The sequence below is a fragment of the Bradyrhizobium sp. USDA 3315 genome, from assembly GCF_054056795.1.
In genome coordinates, this window is sequence record NZ_JBSRYP010000001.1 from 3,990,395 (window position 1) to 4,011,249 (window position 20,855).

A 20,855-nucleotide genomic window follows, 5' to 3' on the forward strand; every position below is an offset into this window, starting at 1 on the left:
CGAAGGCAAATCTGCCCGGCGATGCGTGAAGGCGTCCGAAGCACCCGATATCGCTCGGATTTGATGCCAACCCGCGATCGCTGCATTTCGATCGTGCGAAGTCATGCTGCTTCGGCTTCGCATTGAGCGCATCGGTTGTCTTTGTGAAAGACCGCGCTAACATGGAACCCATCCATCGATACCTGTCGTCGTCTTTTTTGATCGTCTATTGCAGCGCAACCAGGCCATGCAACGGGTTGCGGGCTCGCCAGGGCGACCGGGCCTCGAAGGGAAGTAGCAGACACGCATCCCTAATATTGCAACCAAGAAATAACGGGGGAAGATATGTATGTGAGAGGGATTGCGGCATTCGCCGCCGCGCTCGGCGTTGGCCTGTTGTCGGGCGCCGCCATCGCGCAGGAAGTCAAGCAGGAGAAGCAGTCGGTCCTCGGCAACGCCAATGTTTCTCCGGTGACCCAGGAGCAGCTCAACGCCGCCGACAAGAACAGCAGGGATTTCCTGCTCACCAACGGCAACTATGCCCAGACGCGATTCTATCCGGGCAAGCAGATCAGCCGGGACAATGTGAAGGACCTGCACGTCGCATGGATCTTCCAGACCGACGTCAAGGAATCGCTTGAGACATCTCCGATCGTCGTCGATGGCGTGATGTTTGTCACGACGTCGTTCAGCCATGTCTATGCGCTCGACGCCAAGACCGGTCAGCAGCTCTGGCACTACGCCCACAAGATGGGCCCGATCACGGTTTATTGCTGCGGTCCCAACAATCGCGGCGTCCAGGTGCTCGGCGACCGGGTCTATCTGGCGACGCTTGATTCCAAGCTGATGGCGCTGAATGCCAAGACCGGCGAGGTGGTCTGGACCACCAACATCGCCGATCCCGAGCTCGGCTACAGCGAGACGATGGCGCCGACCGTGGTTAAGGACAAGGTGCTGATCGGAACCAATGGCGGCGAATACGGCATCCGCGGCTTCGTGCGCGCCTATGACGCCAAGACCGGCAAGCAGCTCTGGAATTTCCACACCATTCCGGAGAACTCCGTCGGTGTCTGGGCGACCAAGGATGCCACCGGCCGTGACATGCATCGCAATATCCAGGCCGAGAAGGACATGCTCGCCAAGATCGGCGATCCCTATGCCAAGCTCGGTGGCGGCGTGTGGCAGAACCCGTCGGTCGATCTCGCGACCAACCGGATCTACTTCGTCGTCGGCAACCCGTCGCCCGACCTCGACGGGTCGAACCGGCCCGGCGACAACCTCTACACCAATTCGCTGGTCTCGCTCGATCTCGACACCGGCAAGTATGTCTGCCACTTCCAGTACATCGCCCATGACGTCTGGGACCTCGACGCGGTCAGCCCGACGGTGCTGGTCAACGTCAAGGACAAGAGCGGCAAGACGATTCCCGGCGTCATCCATGCCGGCAAGACCGGGCACATCTATGTGCACGATCGCAAGGATTGCAGCCTGATCCGCTTCTCCGAGGCGATGGTGCCGCAGGAGAACATGTGGGTGCTGCCGACCAAGGAAGGCGCGCGCATGCTGCCCGGCGCCAATGGCGGCGTCGAATGGTCGCCGATCGCAACCGATCCGGGACAGGAGCTGGCCTACGCGATCAATCTGCACCAGCCGATGACCTACCACGTCGAAAGCTCGGCCTATCCGAACGGTAAGCTTTGGCTGGGCGGCGCCTTCAAGGTGATCCCGGGCGAGAAGCAGGCAGGCAACATCACCGCGGTGAACTACAACAACGGCAAGATCAAATGGCAGGTCAACACGCCCGAGCCGATGATCGGCGGCATCCTCGCCACCGCCGGCGGCCTGGTCTTCACCGGCGAAGGCAACGGCAAGTTCGCGGCCTACAATTCGTCGAACGGCAAGGAGCTGTGGAGCTTCCGCGCCGGCGCCGGCGTCAACGCGCCGCCGTCGAGCTACATGGTCGGCGGCAAGCAATATATCGTGGTCGGCGCGGGCGGTAACACCCAGCTCGACTACAAGCGTGGCAACAACATCATCGCCTTCACGCTCGACTGAGCCGGGCCTGATGCATCATCACGCGTGCAAACATTGACGGCGAGGCGGGACCGGTTCGGTCCCGCTTCTGTTTTCTACGGATAAAAGGTCCAGCCACGTCATTGCGAGCGAAGCGAAGCAATCCATTGTGCCGCGTTTGTGGAAGCATGGATTGCTTCGTCGCTCCAGCGCAAAATTGCTTTGCAATTTTGTCGCGAGCTCCTCGCAATGACGGAGGTGGACCGATACTGCGCCTCAGGATGAGCCAATGTTCGGTAGATTGATGATTTGCGGCGCCGCGCTGTTGCTGGTTGCGTCACAGGCGCGCGCGGAGACGATCGAAGAGAAGGCGCAAGTCTGCGCCGGCTGCCACGGCGAGAGCGGCAAGCCCGTCGACAAGACCATTCCGACGATTTGGGGCCAGCAGGCCGGCTATCTCTACATCCAGCTGCGCGATTTCAAGCGCGGCGATCGCAAGAGCGAGATCATGCAGCCGATCGCGGCGCAGTTCGAGCGCGACGACATGCTGGCGATTGCGGAATATTTTTCGCAGAAGCCGTGGCCTGACCTCGGCCAGCCGCGCGCGCCCAAGGACGTGGCGGAGAAGGCGGTCAGCGCCAGCCGCTCGGTCGGCTGCCCGGCCTGCCATCTCGATCGCTTCCAGGGCGACGGCACGGTGCCGCGGCTTGCCGGCATGGGACGGGATTACCTCGCCAAGACCATCGCCGATTTCCGCACCCGCGCGCGCGGCAACAATCCCGGCATGTCCGACCTGATGCTGGCAACGTCGCCCGACGACCTTGCCGCACTGGTGGACTATCTGGCGGGGCTATAGCTGCGGACACTCGTCATGCCCGGGCTTGTCCCGGGCATCCACGTCTTGATATCCAGGCAAAAGAAGACGTGGATGGCCGGGACAAGCCCGGCCATGACACCGAGCAAGTTGCTTCAACGCGGCGTCAGCTCCTCGCGCAGCGCCGACAGGATGGTGAGATCGGCGGCGTGCTTGCCGGCCTTGTCGGCCAGCGCAGGGTCGGCGCCGTGCGCCAGCAGTGTCCTGGCAATCGCCGGATGATTGCCTTCGGCGGCGATCATCAGCGCGGTGCGGCCGCGCGCATCGCGGTCGTCGACCTTGGCGCCGGCGTCCAGCAGATACGAGACGACCTCCAGTGCTTGCGCCTCCGGCACGGTCTCGTCCGGCCCGGCGGCCCACATCAGGAGCGTCAGATCGTTGGCGTAGCGCGCGTTGATGTCGATCTCGCGCGCGAGCAACTGCTTGACGATGCCGAGCTGGCCGCCCGCCGCGGCGTAGACGACCGGCGGCTTGCCGGTGTCGTCTGCCTTGCGGCCGTCGGCGCCGTGCGCCAGCAGCATGCGCACCACCATGTCCCTGCCGGCATAGGCGGCGGCCGCGACCGGGGAGGCGCCGCTGCGTCCGGTGAGATTGACGTCGGCGCCGCGGTCGATCAGGCGCTGCACGATCGCGACATGGCCGCGCTCGGCGGCAAAATACAGCGCGGTCGATCCCGCGAGGTTGCGCGCATCGAGCGGCGCGCCGCGTGCCAGCAGCAGGTCGACCATGGCAAGATGGCTGGAGCGGGCGGCGTGGCTCAGCGGCCTTGCGCCCAGCCGGTCCCGCGCGTCGACCGAGGCGCCGTGATCGAGCAGCTCGGTGGCAAGGTTGATGCAATCGGCATTGGCGGCCGCAAATAGCGACAGCGAGATCTCGATCGCGCTGAGCTGGGCCTTGTCGGTTTCGTATTTGCGGATCAGCTCGCGGCATCGCGCCGGATCGGGCGCCGCGAGGCTGCCGTGCACGCTGCCGGCAACGATCAGCGCGGCGAGGGCGATGCGGCGATACAAGGCGTGGTCCTCCGTCATGCTGACAGCAGCGCCATTCGGTCGAGCGTCGCATGATCCTCCGTCGCTGCCAAGCCGCGCGGCCGGGAAGGGCCCGCCGCGCCGGCCCGGCAGGCCATGCGCCGTCGCGGCTCCGTGGCCTTTCGCCATGCGTCCGAGCCGATGGACTTGCCGCTTGCAGCGCGGCACGATGCGGGCGTCGACCCTATCTGACGCGAGTCCTTGCCCAAATGAGCGACGATCTGTGTCTGCTGTCTGCCGTTGAGCTTCGTGGGCGCATCGCCCGCAAGGAGGTTTCGCCTGTCGAGGTTACGCGCGCGGTGCTCGCCCGTGCCGAGCGGCTGCAACCCGAATTGAACTGCTTCATCACGCTGTGCGGTGACGCGGCGATGGCGCAGGCGAAAGCTGCCGAGCGGCAAATCACGGCTGGCGAGCCGGCCGGTCTGCTCCACGGCATCCCCTTCACCGTGAAGGACATCGTCAACACCAAAGACGTCCGGACGACCTTCGGCGCGGTGCCGTACCGGGACAACGTGCCCGACAATGACGCCGTCGCGGTGGCCCGCCTCCGTGCCCAGGGCGGCATATTGATCGGCAAGACCACGACGCCGGAGTTCGGCAGCAAGTGCCTGACCGACTCGCCGCTGTTCGGGCGGACCCGCAATGCATGGAGTGCCGAGCGGTCCAGTGGCGGCTCCAGCGGCGGCGCGGCGGTGGCCGTCGCGAGCGGCATCGCGCCGCTGGCGGTTGCGACCGATGGCGGCGGCTCCACCCGGATTCCCGCCGCCTGCAACGGTGTGGTCGGAATCAAGCAGAGCAACGGGGTGATCCCGCATAGCCAGGTGCAGGACGCTTTCGGCAACCAGACCTGTGTCACACCGACCACGCGCACCGTTGCCGATACGGCGCTGATGATGCAGGCGATGGCGGGAGAGGATCTGTCGGACCCCTGGTCGATCGGGGTGCCGGTGCCCGACTATCTCGGGCTTGCCGCGCCGCGCGGCGACCTCAAGGGCCGGCGGGTGCTGTTCTGCCTGTCGCCGCCGGGGCGTCCGGTCGCATCCGATGTGGCCGCGTCGTTCAAGGCAAGCCTCGACCGTCTGGCGAGCCTCGGCGCCGCGCTCGAAGAGTTTTCCGGCGACGGCTTTGACATCGAGCCGATCTGGCGTGCGATCAATCACACCGTCTGGCGCACCCGCTTCGAGAAGCTCGCGGCCGATCATCCGGATGATCTCAGCGCAACCTTCCTGAAGCAGCTCGCGCTGGCGGCCCAGGTCAGCGGTGTCGACTACCAGCGGGCGATGTTCGAGCGCACCGCGCTGTTCCGCCGGGTGCAGTCGCTGTTCGCGCGCGGCGATCTCCTGGCGATGCCGACCTTGACCCGGTCGGCGCTGCCGATCGACCAGGACCTGTTCGGCACGATCGAGATCGACGGCCGGAGTTTCGACAGCGTGCGGCCGCACTGGTTTCCCTGGACCATGCTGTTCAACATGACCGGGCATCCCGCCGTCAGCATCCCCGCAGGTTTCGGCCGCGACGGCCTGCCGATCGGACTGCACCTGGTCGGCCGCTTCCGGGCCGATGCCGAACTGTTGCGCGTTGCAGCGTTGTTCGAGGCGGCGAGCGACTTGCTTGGTCGCTGGCCGGCCTGATGTTGTCGGCGCCGCCGGTCGCGGCGTCGCCGGTTTAGCCGGTCTGCCCGGTGCTCGCATTGGCGACGGCGCGCGCGACATTGGCGATCACCTCGTTGCACTTCTCGATGGGAGCACTTGCCCCGGTCAGGTAAGCCGTCACCACGATTGGCTTGCGGCCGGGCGGCCAGAACACGCCGATGTCGTTGTAGGTGCCGCGCTCGCCGGTGCCGGTCTTGTCGGCAATCCGCCAGTCGCGGGGCACGCCGGCACGCAGCCTTGCGTCGCCGGTTTTGTTGGCAACCATCCAGTCGATCAGTTTCTGGCGCGAGGCCGCGGACAGGACATCGCCGAGCAGCACGCGCTGCAAATCCTTCAGCATCGCGACAGGACTCGTGGTGTCGCGTGGGTCGCCGGGCACGGCTTCGTTCAGCTCCACCTCCCAGCGGTCGAGCCGGCTGACATTGTCGCCGATGGTGCGGAAGAAGCTGGTAAAGCCGGCGGGCCCGCCGATCTCCCGCAGCAGCAGGTTGGCGGCGGTGTTGTCGCTGAGCGTGATGGCGGCCGCGCAGAGTTCGGACAGAGTCATGGCCGATCCGACGTGCGCCTTGGTGACCGGCGCGTAGGCCAAGATATCCTTGGCCTCGATTTGCACGCGCTGATCGAGGCTGGATTCGCCGCGGTCGACCCGGTGCAGCACCGCGGCCGAGGCCAACGCCTTGAAGGTGCTGCACATCGGGAACCGCTCGTCGCCGCGCCGGCTCGCGCGCAATCCCGTCTCCATGTCGAGCGCGGCGACGCCGAGCCGGCCGCTGGTTGCCAGCTCGATGCGCGCAAACTCCTGCTGCAGCCGCTGCGCCGGCTCGCCTGGTCCTGCCGCTGCGCCTTGCCGCGGCAAAGTGCAGGACACCGCAAGGCCCAGCGCGCGCAATCCAAATGTCCGTCTCGTCAGCATGTCGAATCTCCCGTTGGCGGCGCGAACCTGCCGGGCGGCGTGACGGCGCACAAACAATCATTTATACAGCGAGACATGAGGAAAACTTGGTCATGACGCCGTGCGCCGGCATCTCCCGCTGAACGCGCTGCGCGCCTTCGAGGCCTCCGCGCGGCTGCTCAGCTTCACCCGCGCCGGGCTGGAGCTGCGCGTGACGCAGACCGCGATCAGCCATCAGGTCAAGCAGCTCGAGGATCTCCTGGGCACGAGCCTGTTCCGCCGCCTGCCGCGCGGGCTGGTGCTCACCGACGAGGGGCTGGCGCTGCTGCCGGTGCTGTCAGACGCGCTCGACCGGATCGGCGCCGCGATCGACCGCATCGAGGCCAAGGGCACGCGCGAGGTCGTGACCGTCGGCTGCGTCACGACGTTCGCGACCGGATGGCTCTTGCAAAGGGTCGACCGCTTCAAGCGCGCGCATCCCTATATCGATTTGCGTCTGCTCACCAACAACAACCGCGTCGACATCGCAGGCGACGGGCTCGATCTCGCGCTGCGCTTCGGCGACGGCTCGTGGCACGGCACCGAGGCGATCCATCTGTTGTCCGCACCGCTCTCGCCGGTGTGCTGCCCCGACGCGGCGGACCGGCTGCGCAAGCCGTCCGATCTCGCGCAGCAATTCCTGCTGCGGTCCTACCGCGCCGAGGAATGGCCGCTATGGTTTGCGGTCGCCGGCGCGCCGTGTCCGAAAATCCAGGGGCCGATCTTCGACAGTTCGGTCGCGATGGCCGAGGCCGCCGCGCGCGGCGTCGGCGTCGGGCTGGTGCCGATCGCGATGTTCGAAAATGAGCTGGTCTCCGGCCGGCTGCTGCGTCCGTTCGCGGCCGAGGTCCCGGCGGGATCCTATTGGCTGACCTGGCTGAAGTCGCGCGAGGTGACGCCGGGCATGCGCGCGTTTCGCGACTGGCTGCTCGAGACGCTGCGGACGGAGGTGAATGAGGTGGAGGACGCCGTCGCGCCCGCACCGCGGCGGAAGATCAAGACAAAGGCCAGACCGAAGCCGCGGACCAACACCAAGCGGCGTTAACGTCTGACGACGTGACTTCAACTATCGTCGCCATTATTTCTGAATTATCGAATGATGCCGCTGATTTGCCCGACATGTCAAGTGCCGTGTCGGACGCTGCCGTGTCGGACGCCCGCAGCCGCCGGCTACTTTGCATGGGGTTGTTTTCGATATTTTAGGCGGTGCGCTCCCGCGCCGGCTGGCTATCGCATCTGGCGCGCGACCTACGCCAGATGGCACGCCACGGAATGCCCATTCCTGCCTTCCAGCAACTCCGGCGCGCTCTGCCGGCAGCGCTCCTCGGCGATTGGACATCTCGTGTGGAAGTGGCAGCCCTTGGGCGGATTCATCGGGCTCGGCACGTCGCCCTTCAGGCGGATGCGGTCGCGCTTCGCCTTGGGATCCGGCACCGGCACCGCCGAGAGCAGTGCCTTGGTGTAGGGGTGCTGCGGGTTGCGGTAGAGATCGCTGGCCTTGGCGAGCTCGACGATGCGGCCGAGATACATCACCGCGACTCGGTCGGAGATGTGCTCCACGACCGAGAGATCGTGGGCGACGAACAGATAGGTGAGGTTCAGCTCGGCCTGCAGATCCTCGAGCAGGTTGATGACCTGGGCCTGGATCGAGACGTCGAGCGCGGAGACCGGCTCGTCGCACACGATCAGCTTCGGCTCCAGCGTCAGCGCGCGGGCGATCGCGATGCGCTGGCGCTGGCCGCCGGAGAATTCGTGCGGGTAGCGCCGCATGTGCTCGGCCTTCAGCCCAACCTTGACCAGGAGGCTCGCGACGCGGTCCTCCCGCTCGCTGGCCGAGCTCACGAGGTTATGGATGATGAAGGGCTCGCCGAGGATCGCGCCGACCGTCATGCGGGGATTGAGCGAGGCGAACGGATCCTGGAACACGAGCTGCATGTTGCGCCGCATGGCGCGCAGGTCGCCGCCGCCGAGGCCGGTGACGCTCCGGCCGTCGAACACGACCTCGCCCGAGGTCGGCTCGATCAGGCGCAGCACGCAGCGGCCGGTGGTCGACTTGCCGCAGCCGGATTCGCCGACGAGGCCGAGCGTCTCGCCGCGATTGACCGAGAACGACACGCCGTCGACCGCATAGACCTGGCCGACCTCGCGCGAGAGCAGGCCGCCCAGCACCGGAAAGTGCTTCTTCAGATTGGAAACGCGCAGCAGCGGTTCGCTCATGACGCGTCTCCGAGGTGGCAGGCCATGCGGTGGCCGGGCGCGATCTCGCGCAGCCGCGGCTCCTTTTCGGTGCAGATGCTCATGGCGTATTTGCAGCGGGCGGCAAAGCGGCAGCCGGGCGGCGGGTTGATCAGGATCGGCACTGAGCCGCCGATCGCCTCCAGCCGCGTCTTGTGCGCGGCGTCGAGATCGATGCGCGGGATCGAGCGGATCAGGCCCTGAGTGTAGGGATGGCCGGGATTGCCGAACAGTTCGTCGACCGGCGCCTCCTCCACCACCTTGCCGGCGTACATCACGACGACGCGCTGCGCGGTCTCGGCGACCACGCCCATCGCGTGCGTGATCAGCATCACCGCCATGCCGAAGCGTTCCTTCATGTCCTGCAACAAGTCGAGGATCTGCGCCTGGATGGTGACGTCGAGCGCGGTGGTCGGCTCGTCCGCGATCACAAGCTTGGGCCGGCAGGCCAGCGCCATCGCGATCATCACGCGCTGGCGCATGCCGCCGGAGAACTGGTGCGGATAATGATGCACGCGGCCCGCGGCGTTGGGGATCTGCACCAGCTTCAGCATCTCGATGGTGCGCTCGAGCGCCTGCTTCTTGGTCACCGCCTCGTGGCGGCGCAGGCTCTCGGCGATCTGCTCGCCGATGGTCAGCACCGGATTGAGCGAGGTCATCGGCTCCTGGAAGATGAAGCCGATCTCCTTGGCCCTGATGTCGTCGAGCTGGTGGCTGGTCAGCGGCACCAGGTCGCGGCCCTCGAAGATGATCTCGCCTTCGACGATCTTGCCCGGCGGCATGGCGATCAGCTTCAGGATCGACATCGCGGTGACGGTCTTGCCGCAGCCGGATTCGCCGACCACGCACAGCGTCTCGCCGCGGTTGATGCTGATGTCGACGCCGTCGACCGCCTGCAGGATGCCGTCGTCGGTGGTGAAATGGGTTTTCAGGCCCTTGATGTCGAGCAGCGCCATCAGATCACCTTGCGCGCGTCGAGCGCGTCGCGCAGCCCGTCGCCGATGAAGTTGATGGCGACCACCGCGATGAAGATCGCGCCGCCCGGAAACAGCGCCCAATGCGGGCCGATGTCGAGAAAGTCCTTGGCGTCATAGAGGATGCGGCCCCAGGTCGGCGTATCCGGCGGGAAGCCGAGGCCGAGGAACGACAGCGTCGATTCGGCGATGATGGCGGCGGCGACGTCGATCGTGCCGGCGATGATCACGGGTCCCAGCGCGTTGGGCAGGATGTGGCGCACCACCTGGCGCACCGGACTCGCGCCGAGCGCGCGCGCCGCCTCGACGAATTCCTTCTCGCGCAGCGACAGGAACTGGGCGCGCACCAGGCGCGCGACCGGCATCCAGCGCAAGCCGCCGATCACCAGCACGATCAGGATGAAGATGCCGCCCTCGGGACCGAACATCGCCTTCAGCCCGTCGCGGAACAGATAGATCAGCATCAACAGCAGCGGCAGCTGCGGCAGCGACAGGAACAGATCGGTCAGCCACATCAGCGCGTAGCCGAGCGCGCCGCGCGACATGCCGGCGAGCGCGCCGATCAGCGTGCCGACGAACACCGAGACCAGCATCGCGGCGAGGCCGACCGCGAGCGAGATGCGCCCGCCATAGATCATGCGGGCGAGCAGGTCCTGGCCGAGATCGTCGGTGCCGAACGGATGTGCCAGCGAGGGGCCCTGCAGGCCGGCCACGACGTCCATGTCGCTGATCGAGACGCGCCAGACGAACGGGCCGATCACGACGGCTGCGATCAGCAGCAGCAGCAGCACGGCGCTGACCACGGCCGGACGGTGCCGGCGGTAGCGCCGCCAGGTTTCGCGCCAGGGCGAATAGCCGCGCCGCTCAGCGGAAGGAGATGCGAGGGTCAAGCCAGCCATAGAGGACATCTGCGATCAGGTTGAACAGCACCACGAGACACGCGAAGACGAAGGTCACGGCCATCACGACCGGCGTGTCATTGGCGAGGATGGAGGAAATCAGCAGCGAGCCGATGCCGGGAATCCGGAAGATCTGCTCGGTGACGATGGCGCCGCCGAACACGGCAGGCATTTGCAGCGCAATGAGCGTGACGACCGGGATCATCGCGTTGCGCATCACGTGCTTGACGATCACCTTGGCTTGCCCGAGCCCCTTGGCGCGGGCGGTGGTGACATAGTCGAGCCGGATCACGTCGAGCATTGCCGAGCGCACGAAGCGGGTCATCGACGCCGCCTGGAACAGGCCGAGCACCATCACCGGCATGATCGCCTGCCGGATCATCTCCAGCAGCCAGGGAATGCCGCTGCCCGGCACGTCGGTGTAGACGAAGGGCAGCCAGTCCAGCTTCACCGAGAACACCAGGATGAACAGGATGCCGGTGAAGAAGGTCGGCAGCGAGAAGCCGATGAAGGCGAAGGTGTTGGCGAGTTGGTCGAAGATCGAGTAGGGCCGGGTGGCGGCATAGACGCCGACCGGGATCGCGATCAACAGCGCCAGCAGCTGCGCCGAGCCGATCACGTAGAGCGTGGTCGGCAGCCGCTGCAGGATCAGCGTGTCGACATTGATCCGGCTGACAAAGGAAAAGCCCCAGTCGCCTTGCGCCATCGCCGCGAGCCAGTGCAGGTAGCGAAGATAGATCGGGTCGTCGAGGCCGAACTTGGCGCGCAGCGCGGCCTGCACCTCGGGCGGCACGTTCGGATTGGTCGCGAGCTCGCTGAACGGATCGCCCGGCGCGAGCGCCAGCACGACGAACAGCACGAGCGAGATCCCGAGCAGGCTCGGGATCGCGATCATCAGGCGACGCAGGATATATTGACTCATCGAGAGATCATCTAACTAACGCTCGCACCTTGAGCACGTTGATCTTGCTTCCAGTCGAAAGGCGAGCTTCACCTCGCCCCGCGTGCGGGGAGAGGTCGGAATTCAAGCACGGCTTGAATTCCGGGTGAGGGGGAGTCTCCACGAACTCATCTTTCACGGTGTTTGCTGCGAAAGCCCCTCACCCCAACCCTCCAAGAGCGAGCTCCGCTCGTCTCGACCCCGTAAGAACGGGGAGAGGGAGAAGATGCACCTACTCAAACTCCGAACCTGTCCCCGTGTCTCAGGTTTCACGATACCAGTCTTGCAGATTGTCGGTCTGGTTGGCCCAGCCGGAGAGCGCGGGCCGCACCGTGTTGGAGCAGGCTTCCACCGCGAGGCGGTGCATCACCGGGATCACCACCGTGTCCTGCCACATCAGATCGTTGCACTTGATGTAGAGCTCGGCCCGCTTGATCGGATCGGTCTCGGTATCGGCCGCCTCGATCGCGGCGTCGAAATCCTTGTTGACCCAGCGCGGGAAGTTCTGCCCTTGCCACTTGTTCTCCTTGGTCGCGACATTGCGCGACAGATAGCGGCGCATGTGCAAGCCCGGGTCGGGTTGCGTCATCGGGATCTGGAACATCTCGATGTCGGCGTAGAACTTGGAATAGGTGTCGGGGTTGGCGACGTCGGAGGAGAAGAACACCGAGGCCACCACCGACTTCAACTCGACGTCGATGCCGGCCTTCTGGCAGGCCTGCTTGACGATCGCCTGGGTCTTCTGCCGCGGGCCGTTGATCGAGGTCTGGTACAGCAGCTTCAGCTTCTTGCCGTCCTTCTCGCGGATGCCGTCGGGGCCGACCTTCCAGCCGGCCTGTTCGAGCAGCGCGCTCGCCTTCTCGACCGAGAACTCCCATTTGGTGTTCTTGGAAACGAACTCCTCGGGGCCGTTGAGATAATTGGCGGTGGCGCGGCCGGCGCGGCCGTAGATCACCTTCTTGACGGAGTCGCGGTCGACCAGCAGAGCCAGCGCCTTGCGCACCGCCGGATCCGACAGGATCGGATGCTTGGTCTTGATCGACGAGCGTTCGCCGTCGACCTCGGTGTTCGGGTCGGTGAAGTTGATGGCGATGAATTCGATGTCGCCGCCGACGGCATAGAGCGTCTTGCCCTTGCCGCCCTTTTCCAGCCGCAGCAGCACCTCGTCCTCGACCTGGATGTTCCAGGCGAAGTCATATTCGCCGGTCTGGATCACCGCGCGCGCCGCCGACACCGCATCGCCGCCGCCCTTCATCTCGATCGTGTCGAAATAGGGCCGGTTCGGCATGTGGTAATCGGGATTAATCTCGCCGCGCACCAGATCGCCCGGCTTGAACTCGACGAACTTGTAGGGGCTGGTGCCGACCGGCTTCAGATTGTTCGGCGCCTCGCGCGACTTGCTGCCCTTGTACTCCGCGAAGAGATGTTTTGGGATGATGCAGCCATAGGCGCCGACGAACGCATTGGCCCAGAACGGCGTCGGATCCTTGAACTTGATGCGGACCGTGAGGTCGTCGACCTTCTCCACGGTCATGCCGGAATAGGTCCCGCTCGAGACGGCTGCGGTCGCGGGGTCGGTGGCATATTCCCAGTTGAACACGACGTCGTCGGCGGTGAAGGGTTTGCCGTCATGCCATTTGACGCCGGGCTTGAGTTTCCAGACCACCGACTTGGCGTCTTTGGAAAGCCCGCCGTTCTGGATCGAGGGGATTTCGGCGGCGAGGATCGGGTTGAGATGGCCGTCGACGTCCCAGCTTGCGAGCGGTTCGTAGAACAGTCGCGAGCCGTCCTGGTCCTTGGTGCCGGTGGCGAAGTGCGGATTGAGCAGGGTGGGGCCCTGCCACCACAACAGCTTCAGCGGACCGCCGCCGCCGCGCTTGGTCGGCTTGTAGGGATTCGGGCTCTGCGCCATCGCGACGCCGCCGGTCGCAAGGATCTGGTTGGCCATCGGCGCGGTGAGGCCGACGGCAATCATTCGCTTGACGAAGGCGCGGCGATCCATCCGCCCGTCCTTCACGTCGTCGATCATGCCACGCAGATTCCTGTCGAACATTGTCCCCTCGGTCCGGCTCAATTGGTTATTGCGGCGGGCCGTGGAACCGGCCGCCGTGTTGGCGGCAGGATGGCACACCGAATGACCGCGAAGGTCAACGCCTCCCGCCCTTCAGCGCCTAGGTCTTTTGGCTATCGCTTGTGCAGAACCTCCCCTTGCCGCACACCGGTTCAGCAGATCCGCGCTAAAAGCGCGCCCTTGCGCGCCTCGCAGTGCGGAAAATTTGTTCGTTATCCTTTGTTCCGAGATGCTTTTTTGCCACGCAGGCCGGAGTTCGCGTTTGAAGCGATCCGTCCACAAACTCGTCATGCCCGGCCTTGTGCCGGGCATCCACGTCTCCGCTTCCGCGTGAGAAAGACGTGGATGGCTGGGACAAGCCCGGCCATGACGATGCGGGTATGCGATTGCTTGATCCCTGAGAGCAGGTCCGGCCCGCACACGCTGCTCTCAGGCGATCGACATGTCCAACGGCGGTGCAACATTCGCCGGCAGCGGACTGACATAGGGCGTTCTTGTGGTCCGCTTCTTGAGGTCGGCCTTGGCGGCCGCGATCAGCTCCGGCTCCATCAGCGCCTTGACGCCGAGGCCGGCCATCGCCTTGGCGGCCTGCACCATCGCCTTGTGCGCGGCCGGCGTCTTGCCCTGCGCCACAACCTGCCAGGTGTGGAACGGCGTGCCGACTGCAACCGTCGGTGCATGGACCTGCACGGTCGGCACCACCCAGCTGACGTCGCCGACGTCGGTCGAGCCGATCAGCGGATTGCGCTTGGCGTCGATCGGCACTAGGAAATCGGCGAGCGGCCGGTCGGTCGGCTCCATGCCGATCGCGTAATAGACCGAAGCGATGTCCTTGTCGGTCAGGGTCGCGCGGATCTTGCCGGCGAAATCCTTGTCTGCATCGTCGAAATGCGGCGGGCCGAGCTCTTCCATGATCCCGTGTAGCGTCTGTTCAAGCGGCGTGTTGGGCAGGATGTTGGAGACCGCGGAGATGATCTTCATATCCACCTTGGTCTCGGTCATCAGCGCCGCGCCCTGCGCGATCTTGTGCACGCGCTCGACCAACTCGTTCATGCCGGGCAGGTCGCGGGCGCGGATCGAATAGCGCACCCGGGCATGGGCCTGCACCACGTTGGGCGCGATGCCGCCGGTGTCGAGCAGCGCGTAGTGCACCCGCGCGTCGCTCGGCATGTGCTCGCGCATGTAGTTGACGCCGACATTCATCAATTCCACCGCATCGAGCGCGCTGCGGCCAAGATGAGGCGAGGCTGCCGCATGCGAGGTGCGCCCGGTGAAGATGAAATCGGCGCGGGTGTTGGCGAGCGACGGCGTCACCGCCACCTCCCAGAAGCTGTGCGGATGCCAGGTGATGGCGATGTCGGCGTCCTCGAACGCGCCACAGCGCACCATGAAGGCCTTTGCCGCGCCGCCTTCCTCGGCAGGACATCCGTAATAGCGCACGCGGCCCGGCACCTTGTTGGCCGCAAGCCAGTCCTTCACCGCGGTCGCGGCGAGCAGCGCGGAGGAGCCGAGCAGATTATGTCCGCAGCCATGGCCGTGGCCGCCGCTCTCGACCGGGCGATGCTCGGCGATTCCGGCCTCCTGGCTGAGACCGGGCAGGGCGTCATACTCGCCGAGGAAGGCAATCACCGGGCCGCCTTCGCCCCATTCGCCCATCACCGCGGTCGGGATGTCGGCGACGTTCTCGGTGATGCGAAAACCCTGATGGCGCAGTTCGGCCAGATGTTCGGCGGATGAGCGCGCCTCGGTGTAGCAGACCTCGGGCATCGCCCAGACCCGGTCGCTCAATTCGATGAAACGCGGCTTGATCGCGTCGACGCCGCGCCAAACATCACTACGGTTGTCCATTTGCTCCGATCCCTTAACGCTAGAGCATGATCCGGAAAAGTGTGAAGCGGTTTTCCGAAAAGATCATGCTCAGACAATGAGCCGAAGCGCGATGATCTCATCGCGCTTTGGGCAATCTGAAGCGCGAAACGCTAGCAGCTTGTCGCGACGCCGCCTAGCGCGCGCCGGCAGACCTGCATTTCCGAATGTCACGTCTTGGTGTGCAGAAATGTTTCTGCGTCAGGCGACGCTGAGCCGCTCAAGGCCTTTCCAGTCGAAGGCGATGCCGTGCCCCGGGCGATGATCGGGCGCGATCGCCATGCCCTGCTCCAGAACCAGCGGGTGCTCGATATAGCGGTCGAGGCCGAAGCCGTGCGCCTCGAGATACGACCGGTTCGGGCACGCAGCCAGCAGATGCACGGTGATGTCATGCGCGCCATGGCTGGTGACGGGAATATTGAAGGCCTCGGCGAGCCGGGCGACCTTCATGAAGCTGGTCACACCGCCGCAATTGGTGACGTCGGGCTCGGCATAGGACAGCGCGCCGCCGGCGATATACGGCTTGAACTCCCACAGGCTGCGCAGGTTCTCGCCGGCCGCGATCGGCACGCCGCCGGCCTGCACGATGCGAGCGTGTCCCGCGACGTCGTCCGGAATCGTCGGCTCCTCGAGCCAGGTGAGGTCGAAGGGTTGCAGGGCGCGCGCGGCGCGGATCGCTTCCTCGACGGTCCATTTCATGTTGGCGTCGGCCATCAGCGGAAACTCGTCGCCGAGATGGCCGCGCATCGCCTTCACGCGCGCCACATCGGATGCAAGGCTCGACCGGCCGACCTTCATCTTGATGGCGCGAAAGCCCTTGGCAAGATTGTCGTCGGTCTGCTTGAGCAGGCCATCGAGCGGCAGATCGAGATCGATGCCGCCCGCATAGCAGGGCACCCGGCGGTCGAAGCCGCCGAGCAGCCGCCACAGCGGCAGCGATGCCCGCCGCGCCTTGAGGTCCCACAACGCGATGTCGAGCGCGGACAGCGCCAGCACCGCCGGGCCGCCGCGGCCGCCATAATGCAGCGCCCACCACACCTTGTGCCAAAGCTGCTCGGTGTCGTCGGCCTCCATCCCGCGCGCGATCTCGGTGATTTCGCGGCCCAGGATATCGGCGATGGCGCCGCCATTGCGGCCGACCGTGTAGGTGTAGCCGGTGCCTTCGGCGCCGTCGGCATCGCGGGCGCGGATCGTGACGAGCTCGAACGCCTTGATCTCGCCATGCGTGCTGTCGCTCAGCACCACCGGAAGCGGGATCTTGTAGAATCCGATGCTGAGGTCCTTGAGGATGGCCACGCCGGAACTCCTTGTCATGGGACGAATGCAATGCGTGAGACACGATCTCAAAAGCCCCGGCTGCCTGCAACCTTGCGCCTGCGAATGTCTGCCTTGAGCGATTAGTCTGCCTTCCTCTATGATGTGGCTCGCGAGGACGTGGTCCGACCATGGATGATGCAATTCCGTCTCTGTTACCGAGAAATTCGGGCCACCAGTTCGTGATCTATGCCGATGCCTGCTCGGGCGTTCCGGGTGCGCTGCATGAGCGCACCTTCGCGTCGGTGAACGACGTGGTGCGCCGGCTGCATCCTGCGCCTGAATTCATTCTGTTCCCCGGGGACGAGATCATCGGCCTCACCGCCGATGCCGACGCGCTGCGCGCGCAATGGCGGCATTGGTTCGAGGTCGAGATGTCCTGGCTCGACCGGCGCGCGGTGCCGCTGTGGCACACGACCGGCAACCACACCACCTATGACGAGTTGAGCGAGGCGGTGTTCCGCGAGGTGCTGCAGCTGCCGCGCAACGGCCCGCCCGGTCAGGAGGGGCTGTCCTACTGGGTTCGCCGCGGCGATCTCCTGATGGTGTTCGTGCACACGCTCTGGAGCGGCCTCGGCGGCGAGGGGCATGTCGAGACCGACTGGCTGCAAGCGGTCCTCGCACAGCACAAGCACGCCAGGCACAAGCTGGTGCTGGGCCATCATCCCGTGTACGCCATCAACGGCTACAGCGGCAGCTATCAGCGCGAGATCGGCCACGAATACCGCGAGCGGTTCTGGGATATCCTCGTCCGCGCCGATGTCGCCGGCTATCTGTGCAGCCATATCCTTGCATTCGACGTCCAGGTTCATCGTGGTGTGCTGCAGGTCTGCACGGCGGGCGCCGGCACCGCGCACCGGATGCCCGAGGGCGTCGAGTATCTGCATTGCGTGCAGGCCGCGCTCGATCAGGATGGGTTCCGCTATCAGGTGCTCGATACCGAAGGTGTGGTGCGCGAGCAGCTCGCATGGCCGCTGCCATCGCTGGACCAGGCCGCGTGGTCGCCGCTGCCGCGCGGGACCAGCCCTGCACCGCTGTCGGGGACATTGGCGCCCGCGACGGTCATCGCGCTGAAACTGGCGGGCCGCACCGCCGCGGGAACCGCCGCGCCACAAACGCTGCTCTGCACGCCCGCGCCCGGCGTGATCGCACCGCTCTGGCTTGGCTTGCGCGGGCCGAATCAGACGCTCACCTTGATCCTTGGACGCGAGCGTGGACGCAGTCCCTATTACTGGATCGGTCCCGATCTCGGTGCCGACAGCGATTTCGACCTCGACATCGCCTTCTATCCGGACATGGGACCGGGCGGCGTGCTGTGGCGACGCAGCGGTGACACGCGCTGGACGTCGTGCGCGGCGATATCGGCAACGGGGCTGGAGCGGTTCGCATGGCCGGCGGTCTGGAACGTCGGGTGCGGCGAGGGTGGGCCGGATGACAAGCGCTATGCCGGACCACGGCTCGAGATCGCTATTTCCGTCATCGCATTGTAGTCAGTCGCGCCCGGGCCGACGCGCTGGACGTCGGCGCTGCGGCTGAGTGGGCTCCGATGCCCGCATTGCGGTCGCATTGGCTCCAATGAATGGCCATGGAAAAATCAGATGCCAGCCAAACTTCGCGCGTAGGTTTTATCGCTTGCTGACCTCGAAAAGGAATCGACCATGCGCAATCTCACAGCATTCGTCACTGTTGCCGCGCTCGTCCTCGGAACGCCCGCCTTGGTGCAAGCGCAAGGCACGCAACCCAATGCGCCGCCGCAATCATCTGATCAGTCCACTGTCATCCGGAGCATACAGGTCGTCGACATCAAGGACCTCAAGCCCGAGATGCGATCGAAGATCGAGGATGCGATGGCAAAGACCAAGGAGGACGACATCCAGTCGCTTCGGAAGTCGATTGACGCGACACCGCAGGCGGTCTCCGCGCTCAAGGCCAAGGGCCTGACTTCGTCGCAGGTCGTCGCTATCAACATCGCCGATGGCGTGCTGACGATGTTCGCCAAAACAGCCTGACCACTGTCAGCGAATGTCGGTATCGGTGGTTGGACCTCCCCGCGGTCACCGATGCCAACAACTCCCGCAGCCGGCGCTGCGGGAGTTTTCATTTCTGATAGGCGCGGCCCGTCCAATGGACCTTCACCGGGGAGAGCGATCAGTCGGGCTCGTTGGGCCTGGTACGTTCCGCGCGTTTCAACTCGCGATCAACCAGCGTGCAGACGCGCCGCCGCGCCAGCAGGTCGAGCCGCGCGCGCGTGGTGCCTTGCTTGGTCTTGCCGTTGATGTCGAACGACCAGGCCCAGAGGTCGGGTTCGATGTTGGTGAGTGTGTATTGAATGTCCCGATGACGACCGATCAGCTTCTTCATGCCGTTTCTTCTTGTTGGCTGAAGATTGCATAGCCAGATCGTGAAAGCGTCTGTATCCGGTCGAATACTGAGTCGGGTGTCCGCAGGGCGGAATTTTCCAAATCGCTGTTTTGGGGTTGCTGTGCAGTGGCTGCGTGAAGCAGACGAGTGCGCACGAAAGATTCGCAGTCGTCCTGGCGAAGGCCAGGACCCATTACCCCAAGTGCGCACTGTTGCGCGACGCTAGGGCCACGATCTCGTTCACCGTCAAATGCGGTGGTTAAAGTCCCGGCTTTCGCCAGGACGACAACGACGAGTCCCGCCTGCAATATCCACCGCGGCGTATGGGTCCCTGCTTTCGCAGGGACGACGGGAGATCTCAGCTCAGCGTCACTACAACAGTCATCCCACCCATCACAAATTGATCACCCCGCGCCGCGCGGCATGGGCGACGGCGTCGGTGCGGCCGGTGGCATCGAGCTTGTCGAGCAGCGAACCGACATGAAACTTGGCGGTGTGGACGGAAATCCCGAGCCGCTGTGCGATCATCTTGTTGGACGCGCCTTCCGCCAGCAGCGCCAGCACGTCGAGCTCGCGCGGCGTCAGCTCGAAGTCGCCGGCGCCCGCGGCCTCGCGGTTGCGTGCGACGACCGCCGCCGTGGCCTGTTCGCCCGGCGCGGCGAGCCGCAGGCCGGCGACGCTGCCGAGCAGGGTCGCCAGCCGGTCGGCGAGGACGGCGTCGTCGACCTCGAGCGCGATGACGATGTCGTTGGCCGGCTCACCGCTCACGTCTCGGGCCTCTCGCCGACTGTCACCTTGAACTTCAGCGGTTCGCCGCCGCGATGCACGGTGAGCTCGACCACCGTGCCGACGCTCTGCGGTCCGAGGCCGCGCGACAGCGCGCGCACGCCGGACAGCTTCTCGCCATTCACGGCAATGATCACGTCGCCTTGCCGGATGCCGGCGGCGGCCGAGGGGCCGGCCTTGTCGACGTTCATCACCATCGCGCCGAGGCCGTCGTCGAGACGGACCGGCTGCAATCCGACGCCAAGATATCCGCGCGCGATGCGGCCGCTCTTCTCGAGCTGGCCTGCGACCCGCTCGATGGTCGTAGCCGGGATCGTCAGCACGCGGCGCGGGCCGAGCACGGCCATGCCGAACGGCTCGCCCGCGGCGTTCAGCGCGAGGCCACCCTGCTGGCTGTGCCGCAGCCGGACGTCGAGCTCAATCCGTGCATCGATTTCGCCGCCGCGCAGGCTGCGCCAGGCCGGGCCGGACAGTGCGACCATGCCGAGCCGCGCGGTCGGAGCGCCGCGGTCGGCGGCGACGATCACCGCGAGCGATCCCAGCGCGGGGTTCTCGGTCGAGAGCTTGACGGGGGCAACGTCGCCTTCGACGCGCAGCAGCGCGACGTCGGTGGTGTGGTCGCGTCCGACGACGGTCGCCGGCCTGCGGCTGCCGTCGGCGAACTGGATTTCGATCTCGCCCTCGTCGGCCAGCGCTTCGTCGGCGGTGACGACGAGGCCTACCTTCCAGACAAAGCCGGAGGCGCGCGCGCGATGCGAATGCACGGAGACGATGGCGGGCGCAGCGCGTGCAATGGTCTCCGCAAGGGCGGATGACAGCGATGACAGGATATTCGGTTCGGTCATGGGAAACTCCGTTGGCTTCCCTCAATCTGGGATGTCGCGGCTGACGGCGATACTGGCCGGATGGGCAGGGCGTGGCCGGGCCGCCCG

At 65.6% G+C, this 20,855-nt stretch carries 18 protein-coding genes; 6 read left to right on the forward strand and 12 right to left on the reverse strand.

The window, feature by feature from the left end; all coding sequences use genetic code 11:
• Nucleotides 1-324 precede the first annotated feature (324 nt).
• A complete protein-coding gene (locus tag ACVIYL_RS18365; protein ID WP_168855785.1) occupies nt 325-2,034 on the forward strand; it encodes a pyrroloquinoline quinone-dependent dehydrogenase in 1,710 nt (569 codons plus the stop codon).
• Between the two features lie 247 nt (nt 2,035-2,281).
• Nucleotides 2,282-2,848, forward strand: coding sequence for a c-type cytochrome (locus ACVIYL_RS18370; protein WP_253607238.1), 567 nt, complete (start codon nt 2,282-2,284; stop codon nt 2,846-2,848).
• A gap of 113 nt (nt 2,849-2,961) precedes the next feature.
• Here the strand turns inward: ACVIYL_RS18370 and ACVIYL_RS18375 are convergent, their stop codons facing one another.
• Nucleotides 2,962-4,023, reverse strand: coding sequence for an ankyrin repeat domain-containing protein (locus ACVIYL_RS18375; protein ID WP_456779380.1), 1,062 nt, complete (start codon nt 4,021-4,023; stop codon nt 2,962-2,964).
• Between the two features lie 80 nt (nt 4,024-4,103).
• On the opposite strand from ACVIYL_RS18375, the gene ACVIYL_RS18380 reads away from it, so the two are divergent.
• Nucleotides 4,104-5,525, forward strand: a complete 1,422-nt coding sequence (locus ACVIYL_RS18380; RefSeq protein ID WP_456779381.1) for an amidase — start codon at nt 4,104-4,106, stop codon at nt 5,523-5,525.
• 34 nt (nt 5,526-5,559) lie between these two features.
• Here ACVIYL_RS18380 and bla read toward each other — a convergent pair whose 3' ends face one another.
• Nucleotides 5,560-6,459 carry a class A beta-lactamase gene (gene bla, locus ACVIYL_RS18385; RefSeq protein WP_456779382.1) on the reverse strand — a complete coding sequence of 300 codons (900 nt, stop codon included), beginning with the start codon at nt 6,457-6,459 and terminating at the stop codon, nt 5,560-5,562.
• A 100-nt stretch (nt 6,460-6,559) separates the two neighbouring features.
• On the opposite strand from bla, the gene ACVIYL_RS18390 reads away from it, so the two are divergent.
• Nucleotides 6,560-7,522, forward strand: a complete 963-nt coding sequence (locus ACVIYL_RS18390) for a LysR substrate-binding domain-containing protein (protein ID WP_456779383.1) — start codon at nt 6,560-6,562, stop codon at nt 7,520-7,522.
• 203 nt (nt 7,523-7,725) lie between these two features.
• Here ACVIYL_RS18390 and ACVIYL_RS18395 read toward each other — a convergent pair whose 3' ends face one another.
• From ACVIYL_RS18395 to ACVIYL_RS18425, 7 genes are all read right to left on the reverse strand, one after another.
• Nucleotides 7,726-8,694 (reverse strand): ABC transporter ATP-binding protein, encoded by a 969-nt coding sequence (locus ACVIYL_RS18395; protein ID WP_057019236.1) that lies wholly within the window; start codon nt 8,692-8,694, stop codon nt 7,726-7,728.
• Nucleotides 8,691-9,671, reverse strand: a complete 981-nt coding sequence (locus ACVIYL_RS18400; protein WP_141340051.1) for an ABC transporter ATP-binding protein — start codon at nt 9,669-9,671, stop codon at nt 8,691-8,693. Before ACVIYL_RS18400 ends, ACVIYL_RS18395 begins: the two co-directional genes overlap by 4 nt.
• The gene (locus ACVIYL_RS18405; RefSeq protein WP_028334911.1) at nt 9,668-10,585 is read right to left on the reverse strand and encodes an ABC transporter permease; all 918 of its coding nucleotides are present in this window, start codon (nt 10,583-10,585) and stop codon (nt 9,668-9,670) included. Before ACVIYL_RS18405 ends, ACVIYL_RS18400 begins: the two co-directional genes overlap by 4 nt.
• Entirely contained in the window at nt 10,551-11,507 is a 957-nt protein-coding gene (locus ACVIYL_RS18410; protein ID WP_016842735.1) for an ABC transporter permease, read from the reverse strand. The genes ACVIYL_RS18405 and ACVIYL_RS18410 overlap by 35 nt, the downstream gene beginning before the upstream one ends.
• Before the next feature lie 280 nt (nt 11,508-11,787).
• Nucleotides 11,788-13,578: a peptide ABC transporter substrate-binding protein gene (locus ACVIYL_RS18415; protein WP_456779384.1), complete on the reverse strand. Its 1,791-nt coding sequence runs from the start codon at nt 13,576-13,578 to the stop codon at nt 11,788-11,790.
• Between the two features lie 447 nt (nt 13,579-14,025).
• Nucleotides 14,026-15,444: a M20 family metallopeptidase gene (locus ACVIYL_RS18420; protein ID WP_456779385.1), complete on the reverse strand. Its 1,419-nt coding sequence runs from the start codon at nt 15,442-15,444 to the stop codon at nt 14,026-14,028.
• 219 nt (nt 15,445-15,663) lie between these two features.
• Nucleotides 15,664-16,758: a mandelate racemase/muconate lactonizing enzyme family protein gene (locus ACVIYL_RS18425; RefSeq protein ID WP_456779386.1), complete on the reverse strand. Its 1,095-nt coding sequence runs from the start codon at nt 16,756-16,758 to the stop codon at nt 15,664-15,666.
• A gap of 149 nt (nt 16,759-16,907) precedes the next feature.
• On the opposite strand from ACVIYL_RS18425, the gene ACVIYL_RS18430 reads away from it, so the two are divergent.
• Complete coding sequence (locus ACVIYL_RS18430; RefSeq protein WP_456779387.1) at nt 16,908-18,266, forward strand: metallophosphoesterase family protein; 1,359 nt, start codon at nt 16,908-16,910, stop codon at nt 18,264-18,266.
• Between the two features lie 168 nt (nt 18,267-18,434).
• Nucleotides 18,435-18,785 (forward strand): hypothetical protein, encoded by a 351-nt coding sequence (locus tag ACVIYL_RS18435; RefSeq protein WP_057019241.1) that lies wholly within the window; start codon nt 18,435-18,437, stop codon nt 18,783-18,785.
• A gap of 139 nt (nt 18,786-18,924) precedes the next feature.
• Here the strand turns inward: ACVIYL_RS18435 and ACVIYL_RS18440 are convergent, their stop codons facing one another.
• The 3 genes from ACVIYL_RS18440 to ACVIYL_RS18450 form a co-directional block, all read right to left on the reverse strand.
• Entirely contained in the window at nt 18,925-19,137 is a 213-nt protein-coding gene (locus ACVIYL_RS18440) for a hypothetical protein (RefSeq protein ID WP_456779388.1), read from the reverse strand.
• Nucleotides 19,138-19,530: 393 nt separating this feature from the next.
• Nucleotides 19,531-19,905, reverse strand: a complete 375-nt coding sequence (locus tag ACVIYL_RS18445; protein WP_028342536.1) for a response regulator transcription factor — start codon at nt 19,903-19,905, stop codon at nt 19,531-19,533.
• On the reverse strand, nt 19,902-20,768 hold the full coding sequence (locus ACVIYL_RS18450; RefSeq protein WP_253625652.1) for a S1C family serine protease: 867 nt from the start codon (nt 20,766-20,768) through the stop codon (nt 19,902-19,904). Before ACVIYL_RS18450 ends, ACVIYL_RS18445 begins: the two co-directional genes overlap by 4 nt.
• Nucleotides 20,769-20,855: the final 87 nt, after the last annotated feature.